General features: G+C 72.9%; 19 protein-coding genes and 1 pseudogene. 7 read left to right on the plus strand and 13 right to left on the minus strand.

What is annotated here, in order from left to right:
* Positions 1-119 precede the first annotated feature (119 nt).
* Positions 120-1,304: an ROK family protein gene (locus tag ACIRF9_RS10595; RefSeq protein WP_403818973.1), complete on the plus strand. Its 1,185-nt coding sequence runs from the start codon at positions 120-122 to the stop codon at positions 1,302-1,304.
* A 100-nt stretch (positions 1,305-1,404) separates the two neighbouring features.
* Positions 1,405-1,590, plus strand: coding sequence for a hypothetical protein (locus tag ACIRF9_RS10600; protein ID WP_403818975.1), 186 nt, complete (start codon positions 1,405-1,407; stop codon positions 1,588-1,590).
* Positions 1,591-1,690: 100 nt separating this feature from the next.
* On the opposite strand, the gene ACIRF9_RS10605 is transcribed toward ACIRF9_RS10600, so the two are convergent.
* The 3 genes from ACIRF9_RS10605 to ACIRF9_RS10615 form a co-directional block, all read right to left on the minus strand.
* Positions 1,691-3,091 (minus strand): S1 family peptidase, encoded by a 1,401-nt coding sequence (locus ACIRF9_RS10605; protein WP_403818977.1) that lies wholly within the window; start codon positions 3,089-3,091, stop codon positions 1,691-1,693.
* A 138-nt stretch (positions 3,092-3,229) separates the two neighbouring features.
* On the minus strand, positions 3,230-4,030 hold the full coding sequence (locus ACIRF9_RS10610; RefSeq protein ID WP_403818979.1) for an SAM-dependent methyltransferase: 801 nt from the start codon (positions 4,028-4,030) through the stop codon (positions 3,230-3,232).
* 49 nt (positions 4,031-4,079) lie between these two features.
* Entirely contained in the window at positions 4,080-5,123 is a 1,044-nt protein-coding gene (locus ACIRF9_RS10615) for a hypothetical protein (RefSeq protein ID WP_403818981.1), read from the minus strand.
* Here ACIRF9_RS10615 and ACIRF9_RS10620 point away from each other — a divergent pair.
* Positions 5,122-6,300, plus strand: coding sequence for a MalY/PatB family protein (locus tag ACIRF9_RS10620; RefSeq protein WP_403818983.1), 1,179 nt, complete (start codon positions 5,122-5,124; stop codon positions 6,298-6,300). The genes ACIRF9_RS10615 and ACIRF9_RS10620 overlap by 2 nt on opposite strands.
* Positions 6,301-6,419: 119 nt before the next feature.
* Entirely contained in the window at positions 6,420-6,800 is a 381-nt protein-coding gene (locus ACIRF9_RS10625) for a PPOX class F420-dependent oxidoreductase (protein WP_403818985.1), read from the plus strand.
* Between the two features lie 61 nt (positions 6,801-6,861).
* Here the strand turns inward: ACIRF9_RS10625 and ACIRF9_RS10630 are convergent, their stop codons facing one another.
* Positions 6,862-9,633 (minus strand): hypothetical protein, encoded by a 2,772-nt coding sequence (locus ACIRF9_RS10630; protein WP_403818987.1) that lies wholly within the window; start codon positions 9,631-9,633, stop codon positions 6,862-6,864.
* 184 nt (positions 9,634-9,817) lie between these two features.
* On the opposite strand from ACIRF9_RS10630, the gene ACIRF9_RS10635 reads away from it, so the two are divergent.
* Entirely contained in the window at positions 9,818-11,107 is a 1,290-nt protein-coding gene (locus tag ACIRF9_RS10635; RefSeq protein ID WP_403818989.1) for a Gfo/Idh/MocA family protein, read from the plus strand.
* Between the two features lie 94 nt (positions 11,108-11,201).
* Here ACIRF9_RS10635 and ACIRF9_RS10640 read toward each other — a convergent pair whose 3' ends face one another.
* The 3 genes from ACIRF9_RS10640 to ACIRF9_RS10650 all read right to left on the minus strand — a co-directional run bounded on the left by ACIRF9_RS10640 (position 11,202) and on the right by ACIRF9_RS10650 (position 13,473).
* Positions 11,202-11,618, minus strand: a complete 417-nt coding sequence (locus ACIRF9_RS10640; protein ID WP_403818991.1) for a Zn-ribbon domain-containing OB-fold protein — start codon at positions 11,616-11,618, stop codon at positions 11,202-11,204.
* A gap of 177 nt (positions 11,619-11,795) precedes the next feature.
* Positions 11,796-12,464: a TetR family transcriptional regulator gene (locus ACIRF9_RS10645; protein ID WP_403819049.1), complete on the minus strand. Its 669-nt coding sequence runs from the start codon at positions 12,462-12,464 to the stop codon at positions 11,796-11,798.
* Between the two features lie 160 nt (positions 12,465-12,624).
* A complete protein-coding gene (locus ACIRF9_RS10650; protein WP_403818993.1) occupies positions 12,625-13,473 on the minus strand; it encodes a bifunctional methylenetetrahydrofolate dehydrogenase/methenyltetrahydrofolate cyclohydrolase in 849 nt (282 codons plus the stop codon).
* 134 nt (positions 13,474-13,607) lie between these two features.
* Between ACIRF9_RS10650 and ACIRF9_RS10655 the strand changes: the two genes are divergently transcribed.
* The gene (locus ACIRF9_RS10655; RefSeq protein ID WP_403818995.1) at positions 13,608-14,435 is read left to right on the plus strand and encodes a hypothetical protein; all 828 of its coding nucleotides are present in this window, start codon (positions 13,608-13,610) and stop codon (positions 14,433-14,435) included.
* Positions 14,436-14,494: 59 nt separating this feature from the next.
* Complete coding sequence (locus tag ACIRF9_RS10660) at positions 14,495-15,562, plus strand: peptidoglycan-binding protein (protein ID WP_403818997.1); 1,068 nt, start codon at positions 14,495-14,497, stop codon at positions 15,560-15,562.
* A 243-nt stretch (positions 15,563-15,805) separates the two neighbouring features.
* Here the strand turns inward: ACIRF9_RS10660 and ACIRF9_RS10665 are convergent, their stop codons facing one another.
* The 6 genes and pseudogenes from ACIRF9_RS10665 to ACIRF9_RS10690 form a co-directional block, all read right to left on the minus strand.
* A complete protein-coding gene (locus ACIRF9_RS10665; RefSeq protein ID WP_403819051.1) occupies positions 15,806-18,160 on the minus strand; it encodes a SpoIIE family protein phosphatase in 2,355 nt (784 codons plus the stop codon).
* A gap of 113 nt (positions 18,161-18,273) precedes the next feature.
* Complete coding sequence (locus ACIRF9_RS10670; protein WP_403818999.1) at positions 18,274-18,657, minus strand: hypothetical protein; 384 nt, start codon at positions 18,655-18,657, stop codon at positions 18,274-18,276.
* A gap of 319 nt (positions 18,658-18,976) precedes the next feature.
* On the minus strand, positions 18,977-19,900 hold the full coding sequence (locus ACIRF9_RS10675) for a MurR/RpiR family transcriptional regulator (RefSeq protein WP_403819001.1): 924 nt from the start codon (positions 19,898-19,900) through the stop codon (positions 18,977-18,979).
* Between the two features lie 98 nt (positions 19,901-19,998).
* Positions 19,999-21,681, minus strand: coding sequence for a phospholipid carrier-dependent glycosyltransferase (locus tag ACIRF9_RS10680; protein WP_403819053.1), 1,683 nt, complete (start codon positions 21,679-21,681; stop codon positions 19,999-20,001).
* A gap of 91 nt (positions 21,682-21,772) precedes the next feature.
* Positions 21,773-23,689 (minus strand): phosphatase PAP2 family protein, encoded by a 1,917-nt coding sequence (locus ACIRF9_RS10685; protein WP_403819003.1) that lies wholly within the window; start codon positions 23,687-23,689, stop codon positions 21,773-21,775.
* A gap of 192 nt (positions 23,690-23,881) precedes the next feature.
* Positions 23,882-24,577, minus strand: a pseudogene (locus ACIRF9_RS10690) (BadF/BadG/BcrA/BcrD ATPase family protein); the annotation flags it as partial.
* Between the last annotated feature and the right edge of the window lie 93 nt (positions 24,578-24,670).

Below are 24,670 nucleotides of genomic sequence, written 5' to 3' on the forward strand. Positions count from 1 at the left end.
GCGAAAGAATCGAGGTGTCAAGGGGTCTGCAGACGCCTGTCCATCGATCCTTTCCGGCCCCATGTTGGGGATGATAGTTTTGATGCGAAAGAAAAAGGGGGTGGGGGAGACTGACCCTCATGACCGCACGTACCGCCAGCTGGCTGCCGCTGAGCCCGGGAGAGCGCTCGGTCGCGATCGAGGTGCTCGTCCACGGGCCGCTGTCGCGCACCGACCTCGCGCGCCGGCTGAACCTCTCCGCGGGCAGCCTCACCCGGCTGACCAAGCCGCTGATCGAGTCGGGGCTGCTCGTCGAGGTGCCGGAAGGCTCAGGCCCGGCGGAGGTGCGGCAGGGGCGCCCCTCGCAGCCGCTCGACGTCGTCGCCGGATCCCGCTCCTTCCTCGGCTTCAAGATCACCGAGGACATGGTGTACGGGGTCGTCACCACCCTCAGGAGCGACATCGTCGCCCGCCACGACCGCCCGCTCGCCACCCACGACCCGGACGGCGTCGTCGCCCTCCTCGGCGAGATGACCGACGAACTCACCCGCGCCCACCCCGGCATCGCCGGCATCGGCATCGGGGTGGGCGGTCTCGTCCGGGACCGTGCCGTGGTCGGCGAATCGGCCTTCCTCGACTGGCGCGACATCCCGCTCGCCGCGCTCACCGAGGAGCGCACGGGGCTGCCGGTGGTGGTCGAGAACGACGTCGCCGCCCTCGTCGAGGCCGAGACCTGGTTCGGCGCAGGGCGCGGCCTCGACCGCTTCGCCGTCCTGACCATCGGCGCCGGCCTCGGCTACGGCCTGGTCCTGGGCGGCCTGCGGGTCCCCTGCGCCGAGGAGGACCGCGGCTTCGGCCGTCACTGGATCGTGAACCCCCACGGCCCGCTCACCCCCGACGGCGCACGCGGCAGCGCCGTCTCGCTGCTGACCATCCCCAGCATCCGCTACCAGGTCCAGGCCGCCACCGGCCGCGCCTGGACGTACGAGGAGATCCTCGCCCGCGCCGCCGACGGGGAGCCCATGCCCGCCCGGGTCGTCGAGGAGGCGGCCCGCGCCCTGGGCACCCTGGTGGCGCAGATCGCCAACTTCGCCATGCCGCAGAAGATCCTCCTGGCGGGTGAGGGCGTCGGCCTCATGGGCGTCGGGGGCGACCTGGTGCGGGAGACCATCCGCGCCCACCGGCATCCGCTGGCCGCCCCGGTCGACCTGGAGACCAAGGTGTCCGACTTCCACGACTGGGCGCGCGGCGCCGCCGTACTGGCGATCCAGGTGCAGGTGCTGGGCACGGTTGAGGGGGCGCTGGAGGGGGCGGTGGAAGGGTGAACTGCGCTGTGGGGGTTGACAGATGGACGTGATCAGTAACACGGTACGGAATGCCCGAATTATCCGTACTTACTCACGCGGCCTTCACCTCGGGAGCCGTATGCTTCACACCATGTCCACCACTGTTGAAACCGTTTCCGAGCGTTCGGCTGACGAGGTCAACGAGGAGATCCGGGCCCTGTGGCTCCGGTCGGGCGGGACACTGAGCGTCGAGCAGCGCGAGGAGTACCAGCGGCTCGTCCTGGAGTGGGCCGCCGCGGCCCCGCAGCCGCTGAACGCGGTCTGACGCTCCCCGAGGACCGCCGACCTCGTAGACCGAAGCGGGCACCCCGACCGGGTGCCCTTTTCGTTGTCCGGGTTGTTCGCCGGGGCGCCCCCGGGGCGGCTCAGCCCCAAGTCGCCGAGTAGTACTCCCGGTAGGCCTTGCGGTCCTGTTCGGCGCGGAAGTAGCGGGTCGCGACCAGGGCGACCAGACTGCCGCCGATGATCAGCAGACCGGGGCCGATGGCGTTCGGGTCGGTGAGCCGGGCCGCCAGGGACGTGCTGCCACCGAGACCGCCCACCGGGGTCGTCGAGCCCGGCGAGGTCGAGCCGGGCGCGATCGCCGCCTGGGTGGGCGAGACGGACGGCTGGGGAGCGCCGGACGCCGCGCCGGAGGCACCCTGGCCGGCGTTGTCGGACGGCGCGGCCACGATGAGAGTCACACCCAGCTGGGCCAGCGCCCGGGTCACCGGCTGGAAGAACGTCGTACCCCCCGTCGTGCAGTCACCGCTGCCGCCCGAGGTGATGCCGAGCGCGATGCCCTCCGAGAACATCGGCCCGCCGCTGTCCCCGGGTTCGGCGCACACGTTCGTCTCGATCAGCCCGCTGACCGTGCCCTCCGGGTAGTTCACCGTCGCGTCGAGCCCGGTGACCTGGCCGTCCTTCAGCCCGGTGGTGCTGCCGCTGCGGAACACCCGCTGGCCGACGGCCGCGTCACCCGTGCCCGTGATGCGCACCCCGTTGCCGTCGCCGATCGCCACCACGTCGGCCCCGTCACCGGCCTTGCCGCTCGCGTACTGCACCAGCGAGAAGTCGTTGACGGGGAAGCTCTGGTTGACCGTCTGGCCCACCTGCTGCTTGGCCGTGTTGTCCGCGAACCAGGTCGAGCCGTTCGGGCCGCAGTGACCGGCGGTGAGGATGAAGTCGTTCGTCCCGTTGGTCACGTTGAACCCCGCCGAACAGCGCCCGGCGGTCGACAGGATCGGCTGAGCGCCGTTGAGCCGGGTGGTGAACTTGCCTGTGGTGCGCTCCATACGGACGTAGCTGCCGATGTCGGCCGCCGTCCGCGTCAGCTCCGCCCAGTCGGAGGCCGACACGGTGCTGTCGGCCTGCACGACGACCTCGTTGGTCCGGTAGTCCGTCACCCACGCCGTGCCGGGCACCTTGGGCGCCGAACGCAGCGTCGCCGTGGCCGACTTGAGCTCGTTCATGCTGTGCCCCACGACCTTCGCCGTGGCGCCCGCCTTCCGTACCGTCGCGGCCGACTTCTCGTCGGTGACCGCGACGACCGGACGCCCGTCGCCGTCGAGCCAGGTGCCCGCCGTACGCGCGGTGCCGAGCTTCTTGACCAGCGCCGCCCCGGGATTGGTGACGACGGACTCCGGTGTACTGCGCGGCGCCGCCGAGCCGGCGGGCGTCTCGGTGGCCATGGCCGCCTGGGTCACCATGGCCCCGCCCAGGAGGAGTCCGCCGACTGCCGCCAGCCGTGTCACTCGCCGGACGATCCGTCGTCGTACGTGCCTCATGCCTGGCTCCCGAAACCCCGAACGTGCGGCCTCAACACCGCGGGGCCCTCCGGTCGTTGAGCGCCCTGTTCCCCATACGTGCGAAGGCGCGGCCGCGTTCACTCCGGAAGTGATCACATCCCGGCGCCGGGGATCGCATCAGCGCTTTCGCGCCACCCCGCCGAACATCGCCACTTCCGCGGGCTCCCCCTCGCCGGTCTCCTCCGGCGAGGGGCGCCAGCGCGAGCAGGACACCACGCCCGGCTCCAGCAGCTCCAGTCCGTCGAAGAAGCGGGCCACGCTCCCGGGCGTGCGCTGGGTCAGCTTCGGCGTGCCGTGCTCGTTCCAGAACGCCACGGCCTCGTCCACGTCCGGCATCGCCGGGCTGGTGATGGTGTGCGACAGCACCAGATGGCTGCCCGGCGGCAGCCGGTCGACCAGACCTCGCACCAGCCCGTACGGGTCCTCGTCGTCGCCGATGAAGATGACCACGCCCAGCAGCACCAGCGCGACCGGCTCGTCGAAGTCCAGGGTCTTCTCCGCGTGCCGCAGGATCGCGTCCGTGTTGCGCAGGTCCTCGTCGAGATAGTCGGTGCGGCCCTCGGGCGTGCTGGTGAGCAGGGCGCGGGCGTGCGCCAGGACCAGAGGGTCGTTGTCCACGTACACGACCCGGGCTTCCGGCGCGAGGCGCTGGGCCACCTCGTGCGTGTTGTCCGCGGTCGGCAGACCGGTGCCGATGTCGAGGAACTGGCGGATTCCGGCCTCGGTCACCAGGTGCTCCACGGCACGGCCCAGGAAGAGCCGGTCGGCGCGGGCGTACTCGCCGATGCCCGGGTGTAACTCCCGGATCCGGTCGCCGGCCACCCGGTCGACCTCGTAGTTGTCCTTGCCGCCCAGCCAGTAGTTCCAGATGCGGGCGGTGTGCGGCTGGGTGATGTTGATACGGCTGTTCTCAGTCATGGGTCGGCTCCGGCCGGAAGGGGGCTGACGTGCACCGTCAACAAGCAATCTAGACAAGGGAGTTGACGTCCGTGGCAGGACCCCCGGATTCCGCTGCCGCCGGATTGAGCCGGGCCCAGCTGGGCTCGTCGCCCCACACGGACGCCCCGCCGGTGTAGGGGCGCAGCAGCGCCGAGAGCGGCGGGTCGCCGCGTCCGTTCAGCTCGTCGGAGGCGATGCTGCGGGCGATCCCGGCGAGGAAGTCGGCGAGCTGCACCCGCGCGTCGTCCCGTGCGACGACGAGCCGCAGCCCGGCGAGCCCGATGCCCTCCCGCCCCGCCGCGTCCTCGATCCAGGCGATCCGCTCCGGGGTGAGCATGTTCTGCCGGTCGTGCGCCAGCCGGACCGGACGGCCGCCGCGGCTCCAGTGCGCCGCCGTGCGCAGGATGGCGGGGAGCAGGGGATTGAGCAGCGGAACGAGCGGGGGCCCTGCGGCGCCGATTCCGTCCCGATAGGCGACCGCACGGGACCGTTCCGCGGCGCATCGCTCCAGAATGTCCGCCGCCCGCGTCCCGGAATACCGGTGCCGCAGTGTGTCGACCGTGCGGAAGAAGGCGCCGACGGGTTCCTCCGGCCCTTCGCCGGCCCGTACCCGCAGCAATCGGTTGGCCGCCGCGAGGAAATCCCGCCATTCGGTCTCCGTGAAAGTGCGGCGCCCCTCACGAAAGAGCGGACCGGCCGCCTCCGCACTGTCCAGCAGCAGCCCGGCGGTCCGGTCCACGACGAAAAAGGCCTTCTCGACCAGGTGCACATGGGCATGCCCGTACAGCGGTCCGGATTCCGACAGCAGCCATTCCAGCACCGCCCGGTGTTTCTCGCGCAGCAGATGGGTCGCCTTGTACTCCTCGGCGGGCGAACGGATACGGCCGCGGATGTCACGCAGCTGAGCGGCGGCGAATTCCGCCGGCAGCCGCACACTCGCGTGCGCGAACACATCCGTGTTCCCGCCGGTGAGATTCTCCCCGTCCGAGCCGGACTCGTCGCACGCCACTTCCAGGGATGTCCCGTTCACACGATCCCAGGTCACACCAGAGCCCCCTATCTTGTGCCCCATGAACAGGATCCCGCACGAAACGTCCGGTGAGCCAAACCCTTTTCGCGCCCTCACCCTCGACGGTCTGCGTCTGCGGACGAGCATGAAATGGCGCACCTATCCGGCCGACGTCCTTCCGCTGTGGGTCGCGGAGATGGACGTGCCGCTCGCCGAGCCCGTCATCCGCGCGGTCACGGAGGCGATGGCGCTCGGCGACACCGGCTATCCGGCGGGCAGCGCCTACGCGGAGGCGCTGGCCGGCTTCGCCGCCAAGCAGTGGGGGTGGCACGGGCTCGCGGTCGAGCGGAGCGCGATCGTGCCGGACGTCATGATGGGTGTCGTCGAGATGCTCAAGCTGGTGACCGGACCCGGTGATCCGGTCGTGGTGAACCCGCCCGTGTATCCGCCGTTCTTCCAGTTCATCGCCCATATGGACCGCCGGATCGCCGAGGCGCCGCTCGGCGCGGACGGACGGCTCGACCTCGGTGTGCTGGAGGAGGCCTACCGGCGGGTGGTCGCGGGCGGCGGACGGGCGGCGCACCTGCTGTGCAGCCCGCACAACCCGACCGGCACCGTGCACACCGCCGGGGAACTGTCCGCCGTCGCCGCCCTCGCCGAGCGGTACGGCGTCCGGGTCGTCGCCGACGAGATCCACGCCCCGCTCACCGCGGCCGGCGTCGACTTCGTGCCCTATCTCGGTGTGCCGGGCGCGGAGCGCGGGCTGTCGCTGATGTCGGCCTCCAAGGCGTGGAACCTGGCCGGTCTCAAGGCCGCCCTGGCCGTGGCGGGACCCGGGGCCGCCGCCGACCTGGCCCTGCTGCCGGAGGAGGTCTCCCACGGCCCGAGTCATGTCGGCGTCCTCGCCCACACCGCCGCCCTGCGCGACGGCACCGCCTGGCTGGACGCGCTGCTGGCCGGCCTCGACGCCAACCGCCGTCTGCTCGCCGACCTGCTCGCCGAGCACCTGCCCGGCGTCCGGTACCGGCCGGGGGAGGCGACGTATCTCGCCTGGCTGGACTGCCGGGCCCTGGACGTCGGGGACGACCCGGCCGCGGTCTTCCTCGAGCGCGGACGGGTGGCGCTCAGCCCCGGAGCCGACTTCGGTACTGGCGGAGCCGGTCACGTACGGCTGAATCTGGCCACCTCGCCGGAGATCCTCACCGAGGGCGTGCGCCGGATGGCGGCCGCCCTGCGCTGATTCCCGCCGGACCGGTGCCTAGGGGGTGCTGTGAAAGTCCCGCACGGCACCCGCGGGGCCCGGCACATGCGCCGCGGGCACCGCACTGGACTTTCACGGCACCCCCTAGACTGCCGGGCATGGATGAGAAGGCGCTCGACCGGCTGGGTACGGGCAAGTACCTGTTGATCACCAGCTACCGGAAGAACGGAACCGGGGTCGCCACCCCCGTCTGGGTGGTGCGCGACGGGGACACGCTCGGGGCCTGGTCGGCCGCCGACGCCTGGAAGGTGAAGCGGATCCGGGCGCGCGGCGATGTCCTCGTCGGCCCCTGCGACGTCCGCGGCAATCCCACCGGTGACCAGATCCCGGCCACCGCCGAGGTCTGCGACGCGGAGACCACCGCCCGCTACCGCACCCTGCTCGCCCGCAAGTACGGCGTCATGGGGCGGCTGACGCTCCTGGGCAGCCGGCTGCGGCGAGGGCTGGACGGCACGGTCGGGATCCGTATCACACTGTGATCATGGAGAGGGGGCCCGGACCGCACAGCGGCCCGGGCCCCCTCCCGGTGTCGGTGTCGCGCTACGGAGCGTCCACGACCGTCCCGATCACGTTCGGTCCGTCCGGCAGCGGCCCGCCCCCCTCGTCGGTCGCCGTCAGACGCACCGACTCCTCGGGCTCGGCCACCTGGTCCTTCACCGTCGGGATGGCGAGTTCGGCGCTCGTCGCTCCGGCCGGGATGTCCTGACTCACGGCCAGGTACGTCTCGGACAGCGGGCGCTCCGGGTCGGCCGGCTCACCGGTGGTGCTCAGCAGCCACTCCGGGTCCACGTCCTTGGTGGACAGCTCGACACCCTCGGTGACCGGGAACACGTTCAGCGCGTAGTACAGGGACACCTCGGCGGCCGCGGAGAGGGAGACCCGCCACTTCAGTGTCTCGCCCTCGGTCACCCGGTCGGCGACCGGCACCACCGTCACCTGCGGCGCCGCGTCGTCGTTCAGAGCCGTGACCCCGCCGCCGTAGGAACCGACGACCGTGCCGCGCATCGGCTTCACCAGGAGGCTGTGCTCCTCGTCGTAGCCGTACATCCGGTCGCCCTCGACCCGGACCGGCAGGTCGATCGGAGTGACACCGGGGCGGACCGTGACGACCTTCTCCTTGGCTGTGCCGGTCGCCGCGTCCAGGACGTAGAAGCGGACCTTGCCGCTGCCGTGCCCGGAGACCTTGACCGGGATCCGGTAGGTGCGGGTACCGGAGTCGCCCTCCTTGACCTTGATCCGGCCGATGTCGACGCGCGCCAGTGCCGACGACTTCACCGCCGGCATGCCGGGGGCCCAGCCCCAGGCGTCCATGAACCAGGCCTGCCCGGACCTCGAACGCGGCGTCAGCTCAAGGGACTTGACGTGCTTGAGGTCGAGACCGGCGCGGGTCGCGGCGGTCAGCGGAAGCCGCAGCTCGCGGGCCCAGAAGGAGGAGGTGCGCGCGGAGCCCGGCAGACCGTCGGCCTTCACCTGGCCGAGTGCGGCCCGGCGGCCCGCGGAGTCCACGACGGTCACGTCCAGCTTGGTCCCCGTGGTGTTCGGTGGCACGAACACGCGCAGCGCCAGGTTCTTGGCACCGGAGAGCGAGACCGACGACGGGTAGGTGAACTTCGTCGGTGTGCCCGGCGTGGACCACTTCATCGCCACGGCACGCTTGCCGGTGTCCCGCTCCAGGTACCACCACTGGAAGTGCGGGGACATCCCGGCACCGGCGTTCTGGTCCAGACAGGCCTTGGCCGGGTCGGTGTCCGGCCAGCACACCCGGCCGCCGGTCACCTTGACCCCGTCGTCGAGCAGGAATCCACCCGTACGACGGCCGCCGACCGCGTGGGTCAGGACCCGGGCCGGGTCGGCGGAGGGGGCTCGCTTGCCGGAGCCGTCGAGCAGCGGGCGCACCCGGTCGTCACCGGCGACGAACAGCCGGGCGGCAGCCGCGATGTAGGTGGCGCCGGCCTTGTGCTGCTGGTCGGCGGTGAGCCGGGTGGCGGTGCCGACGGAGCAGACCGGGTCACGGTCCTGTCCGTCCGGGTCCTCCCAGAAGTCGTCGTCGGCGGGCGCCACGGCCTTGCCCGGCGTCCACTCGGTGTTGAAGAAGTTGTGGTTGGCGCCGACCACGTACACCGCGCTGTGCAGGGCGGCGCCCTTGCTGATGCCGCGCGTGCCGTCGACGAACGTCTCGCCCTCGAGGTCGGCGACATCGCCGTCGCAGCCGGGCAGGATGGTCGCGGACGGGACGTCGGCGACCGGATTCTGGCCGAAGATCGTCGGTCCGATCAGGACCGTGCCGGCGATCTTCCAGCGGACCGGACCGCGGTACCCGTCCTGGGCGGCGGGCGCGGGATACAGGCTGTCCATCGCCGCCCGGTTGACGCCCTCGCCGCCACGCGAGTGGCCGACGAGCAGGACCTTGGAGAGATCGGCCTTCGGCGCCTTGCGGACGGCGGCGGGGGCGGTGCCCGGGTGGGTCGCCCAGTTCGCCCACCGGGCGAGATGCTGTCGCACCAGCGAGGAGCGGGCCTGCGCACCGCCGTCCTCGGCCTCCCAGTCCTGGGCGTTGATGCCGTTCGCCGAGATCGACACCGTCACATAGCCCTGCGAGGCCAGCAGCTTCTGGTCCTGCAGATAGCCCTTGTAGCTCGGGATCGACTTCAGGCCCGTCGGGCAGGGCCAGTCGCCGGTCACGTCGTCGCCGCCCGGCTTGTAGCAGGTGGCGTGTCGGCCGTGCAGGAACAACGCGAGCGGCCGTTTGCCGGTGGCGCCCTTCGGCGCGACCACCACGGCCTGCATCTCGACCGGCTGCGCGAAGCCGGGCAGCTTCACCGGGTCGAGGTCGTACGCACCGGTGACCGTGCGGTACGCGCCCGGCTTGCCGGGGTCCACGGAGTTCGCCGGGAGCGCGGCCGGGGGCCGCGCGGTGGTCAGCGCGTTCTTCGAGGGCGTGTCGGAGTCGTCGGCGGCTGCGTCCAGCCGGCGTCCGGCCGCCAGGACCCGCAGGTCCTTCAGCGGTGTCGCCTGGTCGAGGGTGAGCCGGAAGGTACGGCCGTCGCCGGCCGCCTCCGGTACGCCGAGCAGCCGGCCGTCCGCGTGGAACTCCACCCGGGAGTCGCCCATGGGCACGGTCCGCTCCGACCGCCAGACCAGCTCACGCGTGGCGCCCTCGCCGGTGACGCGCCATCCCTTCGGCAGTCCGCTGTCGGACGCCGCCGACGTCGACGTCCCGGGCGGCTGTTGGGCCTGGGCCAGTCCCGGTGATCCCGCCAGGGCCGCGAGCACGGCCACGGCGGTGACACCTATGCGCCGGGCATGGGTCAAGGGTCCCCTCCTCGCACTTCGAGCGCGGGCGCCCCGTCCGTACCGGGAGCACCTCACGACACGGAGGAAGCAATCAGGGACCTGTGGGTTGCCTGTACTGAAGGAAGTTGGCGGAATCGGCCCGCAGGTGACAAGAATTCGGTCACCGGTGACTGCCCGCCCGTACCCCGGGAAGGCCACCCCCATGAGCCGAACTTCCCACCTGCGTACGGCAGTCGTCGGCACCGGCCACCGCGCCCAGAGCTACACCAGGGATCTCGCGGCCCGCCCCGGCCATCGCGTCGTGGCGCTGTGCGACCCGAGCCCCACCCGGATGGCGTTCCACAACCGGCTGCTCACCGAGGCCGGTGAACCGCCCGCCGCCACCTGGGAACCGGAGCGCTTCACCGATCTGCTCGCCACGGAGGGCTTGGACGAGGTCGTCGTCACCACCGTCGACGCCGCGCACGCCCACTACATCGTCCCGGCGCTGCGCGCGGGCTGCCGGGTCGTCACCGAGAAGCCGATGACGGTCGACGCGGACCGCTGCGCCCGCATCCTCGACACCGTCCGCACGACCGGCAACTCCCTCACGGTCGCCTTCAACTACCGCTTCAACCCGGTCCACGAGAAGGTGCGCGCCCTGCTCGCCGGGGGCGCGGTCGGCGAGGTCCTCTCCGTCCACTTCGAGTGGCTCCTCGACACCCGCCACGGCGCGGACTACTTCCGCCGCTGGCACCGGGAGAAGCGGAACAGCGGCGGACTGATGGTGCACAAGGCGAGCCACCACTTCGACCTCGTCAACTGGTGGCTGGCCGACCGGCCCGAGGAGGTCTTCGGCTACGGCCGGCTCGCCTTCTACGGCCCCGAAGCGGGTGCCCGCCACGGACTGCGCCGGGACTACGACCACGCCCACGGCGCCCCGGCGGCCGCCGACGACCCCTTCGCCCTGGACCTCGCCGCCGACGACACCCTGCGCGCCCTCTACCTCGAGGCCGAACCGGACGACGGCTACCACCGCGACCGCAACGTCTTCGGCGGGCCCGTCACCATCGAGGACGACATGGCGGTGCTGGTGCGCTACGCGCGCGGCGCGACGATGACGTACCACCTCACCGCGTACTCCCCCTGGGAGGGCTACCGGGTCATGGTCAACGGCAGCGTGGGCCGGCTGGAACTCGAGGTCGAGGAGAACCGCTGGCAGCCGCCCCGCGCCCCGCTCGCGGCCCCGCCCGGCGACACCGCGGGCGGTGTACGGCTCACCCTGCGCCCGCTGTGGAAGCCACCGGTCGACATCCCGGTGACGGTGGAGCACGAGGCGCACGGCGGGGGAGACAGCCGCATGCTCGACGCCCTCTTCGGCCGGCACGCCTCACCGAGCACCGCCACCGAACGCGACGGCGCCCTCGCCCTCGCCGTCGGACTCGCCGCCAACCACTGCTTCGAGACGGGCCGGCCCGTACGCGTGAGGGATCTCGTGCCCGGGGTCGAGTGAGGGATCTCGTGCCCGGGGTCCGGTGAGGATCTCGTGCCCGGGGTCCGGTGAGGATCTCGTGCCCGGGGTCCGGTGAGGACCTCGCGCCCGATGGCTAGTGGTGCCAGCCCCGGTACGGCTCGTCGACCAGTTGGAACACCGGCTCGCCCCGGACCGGGTCCTTCACCGTGGAGAGGCGGACGCGGTCACCGCTGTGGATGCCGATGAGCGGGCCCATGACCCGGCCGCGTACGACGAACCCCTCCGCCATCTCGACCAGCGACACATTGCGCGCGGATGGCGTGTTGCGGTGCACCACCGTGGAGTGGCGGACCGTGCCGATGCCCTCGCTGCGCTCGGTCCGCAGGTCGCTGCCCTGGCACACCGGACACAGCAGCCGGTGGTACATGGCGGTGCCGCACCAGGTGCAGCGCTGGAAGAGGATCGCCTCGCCGTCGGCCTTCGCGCGGTCGAGCAGGCCCGCCGAGGAGCCGGCTGCCTGCTGAACGGCGCTTCCTGAGTAGTGGTACACGCTGGTCAACTCCCTGCCCCTGGGCCGGATCCCACGTGCGCGGCTCACCCGTGCACGGACGTGCGCGGTTCACCGTGCCACCGTGCACACGCCCAGCGTATGGCACTCAGTGCCAGCCGTAAAGGTACTGCGTACCCCCAATGTGGAGCGGGTTCAGCGGCAGGTCCGGCCGCGGATTCAGGTCCGGCCGAGTGTCGTCTCGATCTCCTGCACGACCCGCCACAGCGGGGCCCCGCGCCGGGAGACCACCACGACCACGTCCTCGGGATGCTCGTCGGCCGGGGGCGCGGGCGCCGCGCCGAACGCCGACTGCACATAGGCCAGCGCGTGGTCCACGGTCGCGGTCGCGTCGCCCTGGCCGTCGGAACGCAGCCAGGACCGCAGGGCGTTGTTGTGCGCGGCGACCACGGCGGAGGCGATCACATCGGCCCGCAGACTGCCGTCGGACCGGCCGGCGAAGCGGCCCCGCAGATAGGCGGCGAGGGCACGCTCGTAGCGCCACACCACCGACAGTTCGTACGCGCGCAGCCCCGGCACCTGCTTGGTGAGCCGGTAGCGCTGCACGGAGAAGGAGGGGTTCTCGGCGTACATCAGCAGCACGAGACGGGCCGCGTCGCACACCCGCCGCACCGGCTCCGCGTCCTCGTCGCTCGCGGCGAGGAAGGCGGTCATGTCGGCCAGGCAGCGCTCGTGGTCGGGGAAGACCACGTCCTCCTTGGAGGGGAAGTAGCGGAAGAACGACCGCCGGCCGACGCCCGCGAGGGCAACGATGTCGTCGACGGTGGTCTGCTCGTAGCCCCGCTCCAGGAACAGCCGGAAGGCCGCCGCGACCAGGGCGTCCCGCATGGGCGGCTTGGCCTCCGCCTTCTCAGTGGCGCTCATGGACGGAACGTAACACCTGGGACCCCCGGATGGCACTCAGTTCCCTGCTGTCGGGGAACTGAGTGCCTGGCACGGAGTGCCGACGCCGGAGGCCCCGGGGCCGGGGGGCTTCGAGGTCAGGGCCTCAGAGCCGCTCGGCGGCCTCGACCACGTTGGTCAGCAGCATCGCCCGGGTCATCGGGCCGACCCCGCCGATCGGCGGGGCGAAGGAGCCGGCGACGTCGCCGACGTCCGGGTGGACGTCACCGAGGACGCCCTCGACCGTGCGGGTCAGGCCCACGGACAGCACGGTCGCGCCCGGCTTGATCCAGTCGGGCCGCACCAGGTGCGCCACCCCGGCGGCGGCCACCACGACGTCCGCCTCACGGGCGTGCGCGGCGACGTCCTGGGTCGCCTCGTGGCACAGGGTCACCGTGGCGTGCTCGGTGGCGCGGGTCAGCATCAGGCCGAGCGGACGGCCGACCGTCACCCCGCAGCCGATGACGCAGAACTGCTGCCCGGTGATCTCCACGTGGTTGCGGCGCAGCAGGTCGATGATGCCGCGCGGGGTGCACGGCAGCGGGGCCGGGATGCCCAGCACCAGCCGGCCCAGGTTGGTCGGGTGGAGCCCGTCGGCGTCCTTGACCGGGTCGATCAGCTCCAGCACGGCGTGCGTGTCGATGTGGGCGGGCAGCGGGAGCTGCACGATGAAGCCGGTGCACGCCGGGTCGGCGTTGAGCCGCAGCACCGCGGCCTCGACATCGGCCTGCGAGGCGTCGGCGGGCAGCTCCACCCGGATCGACGCGATGCCGACCTGTGCGCAGTCCCGGTGCTTTCCGCCCACGTAGGAACGGCTGCCCGCGTCGTCGCCGACGAGGATCGTGCCCAGCCCCGGGGTGATGCCACGGTCCTTCAACGCCCGGACGCGGAGGGCGAGTTCGCTCTTGATGTCGGCCGCGGCGGCCTTGCCGTCGAGAAGTGTTGCGGTGGTCACGGGAGTCGTCGAGCCCTTCAGGAGAAAAACGACGGTCCTGTCATCGTACGACCCGTCCGTCCCCCTCCCCGCAGGAGTCCCTCCCACCCCGGCGTAACCTTTCCGCACCGCCGACCAGCCCCGAGGAGCCCTCCGTGCCACCCGCCCGCCCCCGCCTCCTCTACGTCACCGACCTGGCCTACCCGGCCCGCGGCCGGCGCTACGGCGACGAGGACGTGTTCCTCACCTCCCGGCTGCGCGCCGACTTCGACCTGGCCCTGTGCCACCCCCTGGACGCGGCGGCCCTGATGGACGCCTTCGACGCCGTGATCGTCCGCAACAGCGGGCCCGTCCTCGGCTACCAGCGGGAGTACGAGGCCTTCCGCGAGCGTGCCCTGCGGGACGGCGTACGCGTCTACAACCCGCTCATCGGGCGCGCCGACATGGCAGGCAAGCAGTACCTGCTCGACCTGAGCGCCGAGGGACACCCGGTGATCCCCACGGTCGACCGCGCGGAGGACCTGCACCGTCTCCCCGAGGCCGACCGGTACGTCGTCAAGCCCAAGCTGGGCGCCGACTCCCTGGGCCTGCGGATCGTCACCGCCGACCGCCTCCCCGCGCTGACCGACGGCGGCGTCCTCGTCCAGCCGTACGTCGACTTCGCGTACGAGGTCTCCTTCTACTTCGTCGACCACGACTTCCAGTACGCCCTGCACGCACCGGACCCCGGCCGGCGCTGGGAGCTCCAGCCGTACGAACCCACCTCCCGCGACCTGGAGTTCGCCCGCCGTTTCATCGACTGGAACGGCCTGCCGTACGGCATCCAGCGCGTCGACGCCTGCCGGGCGCCCGGCGGCGAGCTGCTGCTGGTCGAGCTGGAGGACCTCAACCCCTACCTCTCCCTGGACGCCCTCGACGACGGCGCACGGGACGCCTTCGTCGCCGCGACCACGCGTTCCCTGCACCGCTTCCTCACCGGCTGAACCCGTCCGCCCGTCCGCCCGTATCTCTCCCCGGGGGAACGGAACGGAGGGAGACCAGGGTGCCGACACCGGCCGAATTCGAGGAACCGCAGGAACGACGGGTCGTCGAACCCATCCGGGTCCTGCGGCCCCGCAACACCGATGCCCTGGCGGAACTGTTCCGCGAGATGACCGAACTGACCAAGGACCCCGTCTCCTACGAGTCCATCCCGCTGCCGGCCGACCCGGCGGGCAGCGGTGAACCGGCGACGGAGGAACTCCCCCCGATGGGCTCCTGGACGGACCCCACGACACCGCCTCCCAGCGGCGGGGACCGGGCGGCCACCCCTGAGGACGACGGCCCCCCGACGGAACCGGTCACCGGCCAGGACTGGCACGGTTACGCGGCGGATCCGAGCGGTGGCCGGGACTGGGCGGAGGACACGGATCGGTACGGGACTCCCGGCGGCACGGGCCGTGGCCGGCCGCCCGTGCCTCCGCGCACGGCCCGCGACGGTGCGAGCGGGCACGACTCGTTCGGGTCCTCTTCGGGACGGCGCGGCGGGGCCGGGGCGGAGCCGTACGGGGCCGGGGCGGCCCGTCCGGGCGGTCACCCGTACGGATCCCCTCCCGGACGGCCCGGTGCCGGGGCGGTGCCCGGTGGTGCCCGGCAGCGGCGGCGCGGCTCGCACGGGGCCGCGACCGCGGAGGGCGGAGCGTGGGCCCGTGGCGGCGACGGCTCCGGTGCAGGGCTGCGGCGGGCCGCCATCACGGTCGGGGTGTGTGCCGCCGCGCTCGTCGGCTTCGCCGGAGCGCTGCTGGTGCCGGGCCGGGGCGGTGAGGCGGCCGCGGAGACTGTCCAGCCGACACCGACCGCCACCCAGCCGGAGAGCTCCTCCCCGTCCGCCGACCCCGACGGCGCAGGCACCCTCCGTGAGGGTGACAGCGGTCCCGAGGTGACCGACCTTCAGCAACGGCTGCTGAAGATCCCGGACGTGTACGGGGACGGCGCCACCGACGGCCGCTACGACACCGCCCTCACCGAGGCGGTGGCCCGCTTCCAGCTCTGGTACGGCATCCGCGGCGACGAGGACGGCGTGTACGGCGACGACACCCGCGAGGCCCTGGAGTCACGTACGAACGGATGACCGGAGGACCCGGACGACGCGGTGACGCCTCGGAGACGAGGGACGGACGGCGGTGTGGCGCGTGTCACAATGGGCGCCGGGTCGACGGGCGTTCGGCACCTCGGCCCGTCGAGCCGAAAGCCGTCCGTATGAACCTCTCCCGCATTCCGGGCCTGGTGCTGCCCGTCCTCTTCCTGCTGGCCCTCGTGGCCGGGGTGCTGTGGTACTGGCGGCACCGCGACGACTGAGCGCCCGCCGGGCCGGTCACTCCCCGGCGTCCGGCGGCACCCTGATGTCGAGCACGCACACGTCGTCCCGGCCGTCCGGCTCCCGTATCGCGCCGAGCAGCCGCTCCAGCGGGGCCGGTCCGCCGGTGCCGGGCACCGCGGCGGCCAGGGCGAGTCGCTCCAGGCCCCGGTCGATGCTCTCCCCGGGCCGTTCGATCAGCCCGTCGGTGTACAGCACCAGCCGGTCACCCGGCCCGAGCCGGCACTCCGCCTCCTCGTAGCGCGGGGTGTCGCGGGCGCCGAGCAGCATGCCGTGGGGCCGCTCGAGGTAGCGGGCCTCGCCGGCGCGCACCAGCAGCGGCGGCGGATGGCCGGCCTGCGCCCACAGCAGCCGCCGCTCGCGCGGGCTGTAGCGGGCCAGGATCATGGTCGCGGTGCCGTGCGGGTCGCGGGAGTGCAGCAGCAGCGCGTTGAGCCGGACGAGCGCCCCGGTCAGCGAGGACCCGGTGATGACCATGCCCTTGGCGGTGAACCGCAACAGGGCCATCGAGGCGACGGCGTCCATGCCGTGCCCGGCGACGTCGCCCACCACGAACAGGGCGTCCCCGTCGGGCAGTTCGATGGCGCTGAACCAGTCGCCGCCCACGTTGAGCCCCGACTGGGCGGGCAGATAGGCGATGTCGACCCGCAGTCCGGCCAGCCGGACGGGCTGCTTCGGCAGCGGCAGCAGCGCGTCCTGCAGCCGGGCCGCCATCGTGCGCTCGGCCATCAGCACGCCGTGCTGGGTGAGCATCGCCCGTTCACTGGCCACGAGGGCGAGTTCGGCGCTGCGCTGGGCGCTGACGTCCTGGACGAAGCCGTGCGCCTCGACGGGGGTGCCCTCGGCGTCCGTCACGGCCTCGGCGACCACCCGCAGATGGCGGACGCCGTCCCGGCCCGCGACCCGGAACGGCACGTCGCACGGCCGCCCTTCCCGCACCAGCTCCCCGATGGCACGGGCCAGCGCGGGCTCGTCCTCGGGCAGGGCGGCGTGGGGGAGCCGGGCGAGCGCGACGGGCCCGTGCGCGGGGTCGTGCTCGAGGATGTCGAAGACCTGCGAGGACCAATTGCCCTCGCCGGTGGTCAGGTTCCAGGTGGCCCAGCCGAGGTTTCCCAGCCGCTGCACGTCCGCGAGCCGCTGTTCCTGGCGGTCCGAGGGGTCGTGCAGGACCCAGCTGACGACCAGTCCGTCGCCCAGTCGCGCCACCCGCGCCGAGTACGTGGACAGTTCACTGACCCCGGCGACGACCTCCTGCCGGGCGAACGGCTCGCTCTCGTACGGCTCCTCGCCCGCCAGCGCCGTCAGGCACCCCTGCCACAGCGGTTCGTCCGTCGCCGTCGGCCAGCACTCCAGGAAGCGCAGGCCGAGCAGTTCACGGCCGGTACGGCCGACCGTGTCGGAGGTCCCGGCGGCCACGGCGTCGATCCGGAAGTCCTCGACGGTCCCCGCCGGGCCGCGTACCGGGGTGAGCAGCACCGCGGCTACCGGCAGCCGGTCGAACACCGTCTGCACGGCGTCCGCGGCCGCCCCGGCGGCGGGTGCCGGCCGGAGGCCGAAGGTGCGCAACGGGCCCGCGCACAGCCGGGCCACGGCCAGCAGATGCTCGCGCACACCGGGCGTGAACGCGCCCTCGTGGCGGCACAGGACCCCCACCGCGACCTCGGCCGACTCCCCGGTCACCACGGGGAGCCAGGCACGCGAGCCCCACCGCTGCGGCGGGTCCCCGATCAGCAGGTACCGTTCGCGGTCCTCCTCCGGGTTTTCCAGCCAGCGTGCCTTCCCGGCGGCCAGGGCGTCCAGCGCGGCGATCCCGGCCAGCGGCGGCACCCGGCTCCACTGCCGGGCCAGGGTGTCGTCGACTCCGGCGTGCCCGACCATGTCCAGCCCGCCGCCGGACAGCCGCGCGTAGATCATCACCGCGTCGGCGCCCACGTCCGGGGCCAGCCGGTCCAGCAGACAGCGGGCGAGGTCCTGCGGGGTGCCGACGCGTACAAGGGCCTGGGCGAGCCGGCCGAGGGCCGCCGAGCCGGTCTCGTCCGTGAGCGGGAGCGTCGTGTCCCGGACGGCGGCTCCGGCCGCTGACGGTCCGGACGCACCGCCGGTCGGCGGAGCCAGGGAGCCGAGCGTGATCCAGCACTCCTCCAGCAGCGTCCGCAGGGCGGTCTTCGCCCGCTGCTGCAGTTCCTCCTGCGCGGCGTCCGGGGAACAGCCGAGCTGTGCCATCACGGCCCCCTTGGCCCGCTCCAGCACGGCCGAGGTGGCCGCCAGGTCCTGCAGCCGGTCCATCTCCGCGCGCTGGCGCGCCACGACCCGGGTCAGGGCGGCCATGTCGGGCACGTCACCGGACCCCATGGGCAGTGCCGGTTCGCTCGTCACGCCTCGAGCATGGCACACGGACGTGGATTCGATCGCGGCCTTGCCGCAACGTCCCCGTCAGCGGTGATGCCCGGAGCGGACCGTGCCGTTCAGCGGCCGGAGTTGGCCTCGACCAGGGCCTGGGTCACGGTGCGGACACTGCGGGCGATGTGCTGCAGCTGCATGAGCTCGGCGGCGTACAGCTTGATGGTGTGCTCGATGACCGACTCCGGCATCCCCAGTCGGGGCAGGTCGGCGCGGGCGGTCTGCAGAGCGGTGCGGGCCACCCGGATCTCCTGCTGGACCTGGATCTGAGCGTGGCGGGCCAGCAGCACGGGGTGACGCAGCAGCACCGGGTAGCTCGCGTAACGCGCGGGCACCAGTTCGCGCAGCCACTTCGCGGCCGAGCGCTCCCAGTCGTAGCTGCCGGGGGTCTTGACCTGGCAGGGCCAGTCCGGGCTGATGCGCTGCGTCGTCGTCAGAGTCATGGTCATCGCTTCCGGGTGTGCGGCGTCGGGACGGGTGGTCCGACGTTTTGTGGGGCGGCCCCGGTCTAGGGGATGACCGGGGCCGCCACGGGCGCTCGCGCGAGCGATGCCCCGAGCACCCTCGGCGCCGACGTGGGTAGGGGACGACGGCTTCGGGTGCCCGTACTTGAGCCCTTCGCGGGCGGGTGCGGCCGTGAGCAGTATTTATATATACCGACTGCTTTGCAAGACGTATGAAAACATTCATGTGTGAACTGCCCGCAATGATCCCTCTGCCCATTTCCAGGGGAGGGGGGTGGCCTGCGCGGGCGGTCGGTCCGGTGGGTCATTCCCGCAGGAAGAACTGGTGTTGCTCGGCGATCTGCTCGTACTCCTCCAACCGCGCCTGGGTGCGCTCGGGGCCCGCGTCGGTCATGGCCTGCAGCAGCGCGGCGGCCATCACGCCGGGGGCGGCGTAGGAGTCGAACACCAGCCGCGAGCCGGTGCCGCTGGCGAAGGTGACGTCGGCCTCGTCGGCCACCGGGCCCAGCGCCAGATCGGTCACCAGCGCGACCTTCAGACCGGCGCTGCGCGCGACCCGGACCGCGGTCAGGGTCTCCTGCGCGTGCCGGGGCATCGAGAACGCCAGCACCCAGGTCCCGCCGGCCTCCCGGGACTGCAGCAGCGCGTCGTAGGCGACGCTGCCGCCCCGGGTCACCAGCCGTACGTCCGGGTGGACCCGGCGGGCGGCGTAGGCGAAGTACTCGGCGAGCGAGGCGGAGATCCTCAGGCCCAGGATGGTCAGCGGGGTCGACTGCGACAGCGCCCGGCCGACCTCGATGACCCGGTCCGGGTCGGCGAAGTCCCGTCTCAGGTTCTCCAGGTTCTCGATCTCCGCGTCGACCGCCGCCTGCAGCTCGTTGCTCCGGTTCACCTCGGCCGGGGCGGGCCCGCCGGCCAGGGTGCCGAGGGCGATCGACTGGAGCTTCTCGCGCAGGGCGGGGTAGCCGCTGAAGCCGACGGCAGCGGCGAAGCGGGTCACCGAGGGCTGGCTGACCCCGACCCGGTCGGCGAGGTCGGTGATCGACAGGAACGCCGCCTCGGTGATGTGCTCGATCAGATACTGGGCGATGCGCCGCTGTCCCGGGGACAGGTGGGGCCCGTCGAAGAGGGCCCTGAGCCGGGAGGTCGGGGATGCCTCCGCCTCCGGATCCGTCTTGCCCGAGGTGATCGCTGATGCGTGTGCGCGTGCCTGTTGGGGCGATGGCACCGGTGCGCCTCCTTTGTCTCCCACGCAGCTCAACATAGCTCACGGAGCGTGCGGGACAGCGTGCCCGAGACCGCGCCCGTCGCACACCCCGTCGGCCTTCACCGCTGGTAAATCGTGATCGAGTGGCCGACCTCGCCGACCTGGCGGCTGGAGCGGATCAGCCGGGCCAGCCGCCCCCTGGCCTTGGCCACGGCGGAGTCCGACACGGCCACCACCCCGTGCACCTTCCGCAGCGGCGCGCGCCGGGGATCGGAGGCCCGGATGCCGTAGTACGAGGGCACACCGCTGCCCTTGTACACCAGCCACACCCGCTCGCCCGCGTACCGCCCGTGCAGCCGGTCCGCGAGCCGCCCGAGGTCCTGGCCCCAGTCCACGTTGGAGTCGTGCAGTCGCAGATGCGTCTTCGCCGGCCCGCCGAACGCCTCGTTGGAGTACGGCAGGTAGTACGGGAACGTCCGCAGCGAGCTCACCATGACGAACGCCACCAGCGCCCAGGTCACCACCCGCCGCCACCGCCACCGCACCGCCAGGACACATCCGGCGGCCACCGCCAGGAACATCGGCAGGAACACGGCGTACCGGGTGCCGAAGTCACGCGAACCGGTCATCGCCGAGGCCAGCAGCACCGCGGCGGGCACCAGGACGTAGGGCACCGCGGGCCGCAGCCGCCGCACCGCCACCAGGGTCACCGCTCCCGCCGTCCACAGCGCGAGCATGCCGAGCGGGGTCTTCACCACCAGCGCGACCGGCAGGTAGTACCAGCGCGCGCCGGAGTACACGTGGCCGAGGAGAAAGCCCTGCCAGGTCTGGTTCTCCAGCCCGAACTGCATCCGCATACCGTCCCGGTAGGCCTCCGGGAGGGGCAGCAGCCGCACCAGCAGCCCGCGCAGCCCGTGCACGACGGGTACGTGCGTCTGCCGCGGGTCCCAGCGCAGCCGGGGGTCCACCACGAGATACGTCAGCCAGACGACGGCCACGGCCGTCACCGCGACGGCGGCGGCCGCCGCCAGTGCCCGTCGGACGTGCCGCAGGCCCACCGACCAGGCCGCCAGGGCCACCAGCACGGGCACGGCGGGCAGCGTGCTCATCTTCGTCGCGAGCGCGGCACCGAGCGCGGCCCCGGCCAGGGGCAGGTACAGGCGCGCCCGTCCGCCGCGGGCCCGCCACAGCAGCCACGCCGACGTCAGCAGGAAGCCCGCCGCCGGGACGTCCAGCGTCGCCAGCGAGCCGTGCGCGACCAGGTCGGGGGAGAAGGCGTACAGGGCGAGCGCGGCCAGGGCGGGGGCGGGTCCGGCGAGGTCGCGGGCGAAGGCGAACACCACGAGGCCGAACAGCAGCGTCAGGACCATCACCGGCAGCCTGGCCCAGAACATCAGCCGCCAGGGGTCGTTGCCCGACTCGTAGAGCAGGTGCCGGCCCGCGGCGGTCTGGTCGCCGGTGAAGCCGGCGTCCACGTGCGGGTCGGCGAGGGCCACCCCGACGGCGACGACCAGCTTGCCCAGGGGCGGGTGCTCGGGGTTGTAGTGGATCCGGTGCGCGTGCAGGTAGTCGGCGGCCGTGGCGACGTACACCGGTTCGTCGATGGTCGGCGTCTGCCGCACCGCCGTGGTCGCCATGGCGACCGCCATCTGGGCGAGCAGCACGGCCACCAGCAGGGGCACCAGCCACGGACGGCGGCGGGCCGGGCCCGAGGGGCGCGGCCCGACCGCCGTTTTGCCCAGGACCGTCCCGCCGGAGGCCGGTGCCGGCGCTGTGTCCGTGTGCTGTGCGCGCGTCATCATCCGCCCCGCGACGGCACCCGCGGGGTGGCGGCGGGAGCGATCCGGAGCGGCCACACCGGCCACTGTGCACCAGCTCCCGCCACCAGGGGCGTCACCGCTTCAGGAGTCGTACCGACAGACCGTCCGCCGTGTAGACAGGTACGGCCCGCAGGGTGTCGGAGTTCAGCTCCACCTTGTCGAACTGGCCGCGCAGCGCGCAGGTGTCGATCACCGGGACGACGTCCCCGGCGCGGGCGGGCTGCTTGGCGTCCAGGCGCAGCGACAGCACCGAGCCCTGGCCCAGGGACACCCGGCCCGACACGGTGAGCGCCGCGCCGTGGCCCCGGCGCAGCGGCAGGTCCAGCGTCGCGCCCTGCGCCTGCGTCCACGTGCCGCGCACCCGTACGGGCAGCTCGGCGCGCACCGTGCCGCCGGTGAGCCGGACGTCGCCCTGCCCGAGCGCGTTGGCGTGCCCGGCGACCAGCGTGCCCTCCTCCACCACGGTGCCGCCGTGGTAGCGGTTGTGGCCGGTCAGGGTGAGCGTGCCGGAGCCGCGCTTGGTGAGACCGCCGTCGCCCTCGATGTCGTTGCGCCAGGCGTCGGCCGCGTGGAAGCCGCCCTTCGAGGCGTCCAGGGTGACGCTCACGTCGGAGTCGAAGGAGCCGTACCCGTCGGCGGCGGCGAACAGGTTGAGCCGGCCCCACTGCTCGAAGCCGTCCAGCAGCACGTACCCCGACGGCAGCGCGGTCGTGCGCAGCACCTCGCGGCGCTGGTCGGCCGTCAGGTAGGGCTGCCGGGTCTCCAGGAGCACCTCGGCGCCCTTGGGCACGGTGAGCGGCTCCTTGCGGCCCTCCCGCTCCAGGACGTACGTCAGCCGGGGCGTGACCGCGCGCTCGTTGGCCTCGCGGTCGGCGTACGCGTCGGAGGCGTCCGCGTGCGCGTACGTGAACAGCGTGTCGGCCGTCGTGCCGGTCTGCGCGGCGAAGTAGGCGAGGGCCTGGGCGCGGGCGGCCGCCTTGAGGTCGGCGTTGGCCGGGTCGGCGAGGGTGGCCGCGGCGAGCGCGGTGGCCATGATCCGGCCGCCCATGACGTCGACCGTGGAGTGCATGCCCGACATGATCCGGGTGTGGCTCAGCTCCAGGGCGCGGGTCACCAGCTCCTGGAACCGCTCGGGCACGGCGTACGCGAACGCCAGCGACGCCAGGTGGAAGGCGTTGGTGTGGCCGCTCGGGAAGCCGCCGTCGTCGGTCGCGGAGGTGCCGCGCTGGCGCAGCAGCTGCGGGACGACGACCACCTTCGAGTCGTAGACCGGGTAGCCGAGCGCGTCGGTCGTCCCGGTGTCGACGACCTGGCTGTCCTCGTTCATGCGCCACGGACGCGGGTACTGGAAGGCGTACTTGCCCGGGTTGCCGGAGGCGTACGGGCCGCGCACGGTGTCGACCAGCTTGGCGACCAGACCGAGGTCCGAGGTGTACGACCCGGCGCCGATCGCTGAGCCGGCGGGCGCGCCGGCCGGCACGGCGTCGCTGATCGTGGTCGCGGGCGTGGTGTCCGGCGCGCTGGTGATCGAGGTGACCGCCTTGGCGCCGGCCTTGTAGAGGTCGGCGAGCGGGCCCAGGCCGCCGATCATCGCGTAGCTCTGGTGCTGGCGGTCGTAGACGAACGCCTCCCTGCCCTGCGCCTCGGTGCGGGCGCCGGTGAGCGCGGCGCAGTAGCGCATGTTGGCGCGCAGGATCTCGGGCCGCAGCGGGGTGCCGGTGTTCCAGGCCGAGCCGGTCTTCCACACCTGGGCGAAGCCGCCGAGGATCCGCACCACGGCGTTGGTCTCGGGGGTGAGGTTCGTCAGGACGTTCGTCTTGTAGTCGTCGACGAACGGGAGCGGGCTCGTGGCGGCCTTGGCGTCGGCGGCGCCCAGCCAGGAGACCAGCGTCGGGGCGGCGACCAGGGCCGCGGAGCCACCGAAGGAGACCTTCAGAAAGCGCCTTCTGTTCACGCCCGAGGGGGTGCTGAGCCCGGCGGATGACGGCATGGATGTGCCTCTCTTGAGTTCTGCGGCCGTGCGGCCAGAGGGAAGAGGTGCGATCACGTGCGGCTCTTGGGCCTTGTGACGACTTGTGAGCCGGATGACGCGTACGAGCGAAGATCTACGGCCGGGCTGTGTCGCTTCTGCGAGGACCCGGCGACCGGTACATGTCCTGAAGGTGAACGTGAGGCCGGCGGCTCACAGAAGCGAACGCGCCAGCGCCACCGCGCCCTCGACCGGCGGCACGGTCAGCCGCTGCGGCCGAGCCCCCGGCACGGCGGTGCGCAGCGCGGCGGCGAACGCCTCGTACAGTGCGGGCCGGCCGAGGATCGTGCCGCCGGCCACCACCACGTCGTCGACCGCGAGCCCGCGGGCGGCGAGCCGGGCGACGAGCGCGGCGAGGGCCTCGCCCGCCTCGACGATCACGGCACGGGCGAGCGCGGAGCCGGCGTCGGCGGCCTCGAAGACCACGGGCGCGTGCCGGCCCCACTCGGCGGAGACGTCCTGGGCGCTTTCGAGGGCCGCGCCGAGCGCGGGCACCTCGGGAACGCCGAACGCGGCGACGAGACCGGCCGCGAGGGCGTCCGGCTCCGCCCCGCGGTCGTGGGCGGCCCATACGGCCCGTGCCGCCTCGCGGACGAGTCCGGCGGCGCCGCCCTCGTCACCGAGGACCGCGCCCCAGCCGCCCACCTGCACGGGGGTGCCGTCGGGCAGCAGGCCCACCGCGACCGAACCGGTGCCGGCGACCAGGCCGGCCCCCTTGTCCAGTCCTGCGGCGGGCACGAGAAGCTCGGCGTCGCCCACGATGTGCGCGGGAACGCCGAGAAGTTCCTGAAGGGCGGTGCGGATCTGCGCGCACTGCCGGGGGGTCTCACAGGCGTGGGGGCCCCCCGCGGCCCCCCCCCCCCGCCCCCCCCCCCCCCCCCCCCCCCGGCCCCGCGCGCCCCCCCCCCCCCCCCCCGCCCCCCGGGCCCCCCCCCCCCCCCC

It is taken from the genome of Streptomyces sp. NPDC096132 (assembly GCF_044763345.1).
In the GTDB taxonomy this organism is placed as follows: Bacteria; Actinomycetota; Actinomycetes; order Streptomycetales; family Streptomycetaceae; genus Streptomyces.